At 52.9% G+C, this 7,084-nt stretch carries 5 protein-coding genes and 1 other annotated feature; of the genes, 3 read left to right on the forward strand and 2 right to left on the reverse strand.

Annotation, left to right across the window (positions count from 1 at the left end; all coding sequences use genetic code 11):
- Nucleotides 1-455, reverse strand: a 455-nt coding sequence (locus tag DBO31_RS02630; RefSeq protein WP_150824373.1) for an indolepyruvate oxidoreductase subunit beta, incomplete at its 3' end; no start/stop codon positions are given.
- Between the two features lie 2 nt (nucleotides 456-457).
- A complete protein-coding gene (gene iorA, locus DBO31_RS02635; protein WP_234995363.1) occupies nucleotides 458-2,239 on the reverse strand; it encodes an indolepyruvate ferredoxin oxidoreductase subunit alpha in 1,782 nt (593 codons plus the stop codon).
- A 202-nt stretch (nucleotides 2,240-2,441) separates the two neighbouring features.
- Between iorA and DBO31_RS02640 the strand changes: the two genes are divergently transcribed.
- From DBO31_RS02640 to DBO31_RS02650, 3 genes are all read left to right on the forward strand, one after another.
- The gene (locus tag DBO31_RS02640; protein ID WP_059076276.1) at nucleotides 2,442-4,319 is read left to right on the forward strand and encodes a sigma-54-dependent Fis family transcriptional regulator; all 1,878 of its coding nucleotides are present in this window, start codon (nucleotides 2,442-2,444) and stop codon (nucleotides 4,317-4,319) included.
- Nucleotides 4,320-4,368: 49 nt separating this feature from the next.
- Nucleotides 4,369-5,556, forward strand: coding sequence for a M20 family metallopeptidase (locus DBO31_RS02645; protein WP_150824374.1), 1,188 nt, complete (start codon nucleotides 4,369-4,371; stop codon nucleotides 5,554-5,556).
- 84 nt (nucleotides 5,557-5,640) lie between these two features.
- Nucleotides 5,641-5,855: a binding site (T-box leader), on the forward strand.
- Nucleotides 5,856-5,918: 63 nt separating this feature from the next.
- Nucleotides 5,919-7,084, forward strand: a 1,166-nt coding sequence (locus DBO31_RS02650) for a M20 family metallopeptidase (RefSeq protein WP_234995364.1), incomplete at its 3' end; no start/stop codon positions are given.

Below are 7,084 nucleotides of genomic sequence, written 5' to 3' on the forward strand. Positions count from 1 at the left end.
GCTCCCAGCAAAACGACATTGGCACTCTTGGGATTTCCCACTTTTTCTGCAATCCCCGTCGCATCGAGAGCCATCGTCGACACGCGCTGGCGGAGCATGCCGATGATATCATCGGGATAGTCCTGATTACCGGTCAGGATTGGCATGGACGGGATACGGTACGTATTGACGACGGCCTTGCCATCTTTTTTCAGAAAATGAGCGTACCGGGCAGCTTCCATTTCTTCAAAGGAAACGAGGATATCCGCCGTCCCTTCCCCGATGATAGGGGAGTAGACTTTCGCACCGAACCGTACCTGGGTGCTGACACTACCGCTGCGCTGGCTCATGCCGTGGACTTCGCTCATTTTGACATCGTATCCATTTTCTATGAGACCCTGGGTGAGAATCTTGCTGGCCAGAATCGTCCCCTGCCCGCCGACACCGACGAGGAGTATGCTTTTTACATCGTTCATGATTATTCCCCTTTCTTTACGATAGCCTGTACCGGGCAGACCTGGGCACAGACAGAACAGCCGTTGCAGTCTGCCGGAGAGATACTGGATTTTTTCGTTTTCTTGTCAAAGCGCAGGGCCGGGCATCCTGTCGTAAGGCATTTGCGGCAGCCGATACACGCATCTTCCACCACTCCGTATACGGCTTTTTCTATAGTGAATTCTTTCTTATCAAAAGGCGTAAGTTTCTTCAGGGCACATGGCCATTTGGTGATGATGACTACCGGTTCATCCGTAATGGCAAAGGCCCAGTCCAGCGTTTCTTTCATAGCCGTCAGATTCTGGGGATTGACTGTACGGACGTTCCGGATGCCCAGGGCCCGGACGATGGTTTCAATGTCTAGCATGGTCGTGATTTCTTCTTTCAGATTATAGCCCGTGCCGGGATTTTCCTGATGGCCCGTCATGCCCGTCGTGCGGTTGTCGAGGATGACACAGATCGTATTGGATTTATTATAGGAGACTTCCATGAGAGCATTGATACCGCTGTGGAAGAAGGTAGAGTCGCCCATATAGCCGACGACGCGCTTCTGCTGACCACTCCGGGCAAAGCCGTGTACCATACCATGTCCCATGGAAAAGACAGCACCCATATTGAGGCCCATATCCTTGGCATTCAGCGGGGGAGCACCGCACAGGCCATAGCAGCCGATATCGCCGAGCATGACTGTATTCTTGCGTTTGGCCAGTTCAAAGGCAAAGCCCCGGTGAGGGCAGCCGGCGCAAAGGACAGGCGGACGGGGGACGATGAATTCTTCTGGAACAGATACTCCATCATTTCCTGTACCCGTCAGTGCTTTCTGTACGATATCCGGGTTGAGTTCGCCTATATTGGGGATGATATCATGTCCATGGCATGGAATACCCGCAGCCTTGATCTGGTCTTCCATGAAAGAGTCCAGTTCTTCCACGACATACAGGGTATCTACTTTTTCCGCAAAGGCACGGATTTTATTCATGGGAAGGGGATAAGAAAAGCCGATTTTCAGGACCGATACGCTGTCGCCAAATACTTCTTTTACATAGTTGTAGGCGGCACCGGATGTGATGATGCCCATATTTGTATGACCTGCTTCTTCTACATTCCAGGGACAGGTTTCGGAATACGCTGCCAGATCTTTCTCCCTCTGTTCGATGACGACGCGGCGCACGCGGGAAATAGCCGGTACGGGATCCATTTTTTCCGGCTGTTTTACATAGGGTACAGCCGGCACTTCTACACGGGCCCCTTCTTCTACGAGACTCTTGGAATGGCAGACACGGGTCGTCATGCGGATCATGACCGGCGTATGGAACCGTTCGCTGACGGCATAGGCTTCTTTAGTCATGTCCTTGGCTTCCTGGGAATTGGACGGTTCAAACATGCATATTTTGGCGAATTTGGCATAATTGCGGTTATCTTGTTCGTTCTGGGACGAATGCATGCCCGGGTCATCGGCCGATACAAAAACAAAGCCGCCATTGACATGGAGATAAGCGTAGGTAAAAAGTGGATCGGCCGCTACGTTGAGACCGACCATTTTCATAGCCGCAAAGGACCGTACACCGGAAACAGAAGCTCCGATAGCCGCTTCCATAGCTGTCTTTTCATTCGGTGCCCATTCGGAATCGATTTCTTCATATTTAGCTGCATTCTCCAGGATTTCCGTGCTCGGCGTGCCCGGATAGGCCGAAGCAAAGGTGACACCGGCTTCATACAGGCCCCGTGCCAGGGCTTCATCACCTGATACTAATTTTTTCATCATGATACCTCCTCATACATGTCTTTTTCAGTTATGGGATACTATACATCTGTCGGCAATATATGTGAAAGATATATGCCAACTTAAATAATGGTGATATATCCCCATTTCTTTGTATTTCTTTCGTGTTTCCAAATTAATTTGTATACATTTATTGACACACCTTTACAATTTTCCTATGATAGAAGAAATCAGGAGGTATGTTATGGAATCTATTTATTTTCTCGCAGCCAACGAAACTCTGAAGGAAGAAATAGAAGCAGTCCTCCGTCAGGCTTCTGTGGCAGAACAAAAAAATTACATCCCCACGAAGGTAGCTGTCCTCGATTTCCCCAACCGCTTCGAACAGGGCCGTCACCTCGTAGAGCAGGGAGCCCAGGTCATCATTACCCACACCGGACCATACTACGAATTGTCCCAGGCCATCCGGGATATCCCCGTACTGTGCCTGCATTATTCGACCAGTGATATTCTCTATACGCTCCATCAGGTAGAGAATTATGAAAAAATCCACCTGTTTCTCAGCCAGCATGTCATTTTCAACGAGGCTATGTGCTGGCCGGAAATCCGCAGTAAGATGGTCATTCATCCCTATAGTGCCGATATCTCCCCTGAGACGCTGGGAGCCCTGGCCGATGCCATTCCGGAATCACCAGGTACGGCTATCGTCAGCTGTCTGGTCATGCCGCTTCTTACGCACACACGGCTGCCAGTCTTTCCCATTACGCCCGGTGAATCGGCCATCTTGTCGGCCTACCAGTACGCCCATGACCTGGTACTTTTGAACCGGCGCGAACAGAATCAGATTTCCCTTCTGTCTTCCGTACTGAACAACGTAGACGAAGGCATCATCATCTATGATAAAAAGGGGAATATCACTCATTTTAATCCCAAGGCACACCATTTCCTGAAATTCCCCAGGACACCCGATACGATCCAGCATATGTTTCCCGATCTGGATGAAGCCTTCAAAAAACCGCCCTTTTTCCAGAACCGCATCCTGCACTGTCCGCCATACACGCTGGTAGCCACGACGCGGCCGTTCACGCTCAACGACAAGCCGTATTTCATCCTCAATATCCGCGACGTCACGGAACTGCAGCGCCTGGAAAAAAATGTCCGCTATAAACTGTCCCGGACAGGGCTCACGGCCCGCCACACCTTCAGCGATATCCTGACCAGGGATAAGGCCATGAAACGCTGCATCGCCACGGCAAAAATCATGGCGGCTTACAATGCGCCGGTCCTCATCCAGGGAGAAAGCGGCACCGGCAAAGAACTCTTTGCCCAGAGCATCCACAATGCCAGCCCGCGGCGCAGCGGCCCTTTCGTCGCCGTGAACTGCGCTGCCCTGCCGCCTGAACTGCTGGAGAGCGAACTTTTCGGCTACGAAGGCGGATCTTTTACGGGAGCCCGCAAAGAAGGGAAAGCCGGCCTCTTCGAGCTGGCCCACACCGGCACGATTTTCCTCGACGAAATCAATAGTATGTCCGCCAATATCCAGTCCAAGCTGCTGCGCGTCCTGGAAACGCGGCAGGTCATGCGCATCGGGTCGGATTATGTCATTCCCCTCGATATCCGCATCATCTCCGCCAGCAATGCCGATATCATCCCCCAGATCGAATCGGGGCGCTTCCGCCGCGATCTCTATTTCCGCCTCAATCCTCTAACGCTCGACCTGCCGTCTCTCAACGAACGGCCATCGGATATTTTTTACTTATTCTCCATATTCCTGGAACGGTTGACCGGCCATGCCGTCGAGATTCCCGATGCCCTGCGCCCGGTCCTGGAAAAACATCGCTGGTGGGGCAATATACGGGAACTATACAGCGTTGCCCTGCGGTATCATCTCTACGGTGAACAGGGAGACCCGTCATACGGCTACCTTTTTGACCAGGCCGGCCACGGCTGGACCCGTCGCGATGCCGATACGCTGCATATCGACCTCAAAGGGCTGCAGGATACATTGCAGCAGTCGCTCATCCACGGGCTCATCGAACAAGGGTGCAGCCATACCCAGGCGGCGCGCATCCTCGGCATCAGCCGTCAGGCTTTATACAATAAACTAAAAAAAGAATCGTAAAATATATCTATTCGTAGTATACTTACGGTAAAAAAGGAGGCAGTTTGTCATGTCTGGAACAATAAAAAAATTAGCTGCAGCCTATGCAGCAGAAGTCATCAAAAACCGGCGGTATCTCCACGCCCATCCGGAATTATCCTTCCATGAAACGAATACAGCCCAATGGATCCGGGACCATCTGGCAGCCATTGGCATTCCCACCCTGTCTGGTATTACGGGCAACAGCACGGTCGGCGTCCTCAAAGGAACACAGCCTGGTCCGTCCATCGGATTCCGCGCCGATATCGATGCTTTAGGTCTTACGGAAATGAATGACCTGCCCTACAAGAGCACCCATCCCGGCATCATGCACGCCTGCGGCCACGATGCCCATACGGCAGTCCTCATGGCCATGGCCGAAATCTTTGCCTCTCACCGGGAACTCGTCCACGGCACTATCTATTTCGTATTCCAGCAGGGGGAAGAATTTCTCCCCGGCGGCGCCCAGCAGCTGGTCAAAGACGGCATCATGGACCGCATTGACTATATGTTTGCCTGGCATGCCGCAGCCCTCGAAAAGGTAGGCACTGTCGATGTCGCCGCCGGCGTCCGCGAAGCCGCCGTCGGTACCTACGACATCAAAATCACCGGTAAAGGCGGCCACGGCGGCTTCCCTCACAAGGCCAACAACCCGGTCATTCCCGCAGCCGAACTGGTCAGCGCCATCAATCTGATTCCAGCCCTGAAATGCGATCCCCTGGAAAACTGCACTGTCTCTGTGAGCTATTTCCAGTGCGGTGTAGACGGCGTAGCCAACGTCATTCCCGAACGGGTCAGCATGGGTGGCAATGCCCGCGTCCTCAATACGGATCTGCGCGACTTCGTCATGAAAGAAATCGAACGCCTGGCCAAAGCCATCTGTGCCGCTCACCAGTGCCAGTGCGATGTAAGCCTGGTCTATGGTTATCCGGCGAATACAATCGATGCCACATGCAATGACATATTCCGCAAAGCCGCCGCGTCCATGGGCCTTACGGTCCTCGACAACCCGCCCGTTCTCGGTGCCGAAGACTTTGCCTATTATGCCCAGAAGAAACCGGCGGGCATCGCCAAACTCGGCATGGCCGATCCGACCGGCGCCATCGCCCCCACGTCCCATCACAATCCCTGTTTCTATATCGATGACGAAAAGGGGCTTCCCCTGGCACTGGAATATATGCTCACAGTCTACGAAACGGCTCTGCAGGAGCTGATGTAATGTCAGGATAGACATGTATCTTGACAGAAAAGATTTTTTCAGTATAATTTAGATATATCACATTTTAAAAATTTAAGGTGATTGCAAAAAGTAATGAAGGAAAGAGTAGTATGACTGGACTTTCCAGAGAGCTGCCGCCTGGTGCAAGACAGCAGGGACGGTCATATGAAGTACATTCCTGAACTGCCTGGCTGAACCGTAAGTAGGCCTGGCCGGCAAGCTCCCGTTACAGAGCGCAAGAGCTGATCTAAATATTTTAGATTAACAGGGTGGTACCGCGGATATATTTCGTCCCTCACGTACCGCCCTTTTTTGTTACCATCATCATGCTATTGTTATATTACAGAAAGAGAGTGATTCCTATGACAGACGTAAAAAAACTCGTAGAAGAATATGGTGACCAGATTATAAAGAACCGCCGCTATCTCCACGCCCACCCGGAACTGTCCTTCCAGGAAACGAATACGGCAGCCTGGATCCGGGACCATCTGACAAAGGCCGGTATCGAACTGATGCCGGGCATTACGGGCAACAGTACGGTCGGCTTCCTCAAAGGCAGCCAGCCCGGCCCGTCTATCGGACTGCGCGCTGATTTCGATGCCCTGGGCCTCACGGAAACGAATGATCTTCCCTACAAGAGCACCAATCCCGGCGTCATGCACGCCTGCGGCCACGATGCCCACGCCTCTATCCTCATGGCCGTTGCCGAAACATTGGCCCGTCACCGCGAACTCGTCCGCGGCACAGTCTATTTTGTCTTCGAACAGGGTGAAGAATTCCTTCCCGGCGGTGCCCAGCAGCTGGTCAAAGACGGTATCATGGACCACATTGATTACATGTTCGCCATCCATGTCAACGCATCGGCCCCGCTCGGCCAGATCGATATCCACGACGGCGTCCGTTTTGCCGCTGTCGGTACATACGACTTCAAGATCCGCGGCAAAGGCGGCCACGGCGGATTCCCCCACAAGGCCAACAACCCTATCTTTGCAGCGTCGGAACTGGTAAACGATATCGCCCTCATTCCGGCCCTGAAATGTGACCCTCTGGCCAATTGCACCGTCTCGGTCAGCTATCTCCACTGCGGCGTCGAAGGCGTAGCCAACGTCATCCCCGAAACGGTCAGCATGGGCGGCTGCGTACGCGTCCTCGATACGGATCTGCGCCAGTCAGTCATGGAAGAAATCGAACGGCTGGGCAACAGCATCTGCGCCGCCCATCAGTGCGAAGTCAAGACCACCATGGTATATGGCTATCCGGCCTGCAAAAATGATGCCTCCTGTGTCTCTATCATGCAGGACACGGCTGGCGCTATGGGCATCACGGTTATCGACTGCCCGCCCAGCCTGGGTGCTGAAGACTTCGGCTATTTCAGCGAACAGAAACCGGCAGCCGTCGCCTGGTTCGGCATGGGCGATCCGACCGGTACCCACGAACTGACACCGCATCACAACCCCAAATTCTACCTGTATGACGAAAAAGGCCTGCCCCTGGCCTTGGAATATATGCTTTCCGTATACCTGAAAGC

Origin of the sequence: Megasphaera sp. DJF_B143, assembly GCF_900320625.1 — a bacterium.
In the GTDB taxonomy this organism is placed as follows: Bacteria; Bacillota; Negativicutes; order Veillonellales; family Megasphaeraceae; genus Megasphaera; species Megasphaera hexanoica.

Coding starts and splice junctions, on each gene's coding strand:
- iorA (WP_234995363.1), bottom strand. CDS start 2,239: ATGATGAAAAAATTAGTATCAGGTGATGAAGCCCTGGCACGGGGCCTG.
- DBO31_RS02640 (WP_059076276.1), top strand. CDS start 2,442: ATGGAATCTATTTATTTTCTCGCAGCCAACGAAACTCTGAAGGAAGAA.
- DBO31_RS02645 (WP_150824374.1), top strand. CDS start 4,369: ATGTCTGGAACAATAAAAAAATTAGCTGCAGCCTATGCAGCAGAAGTC.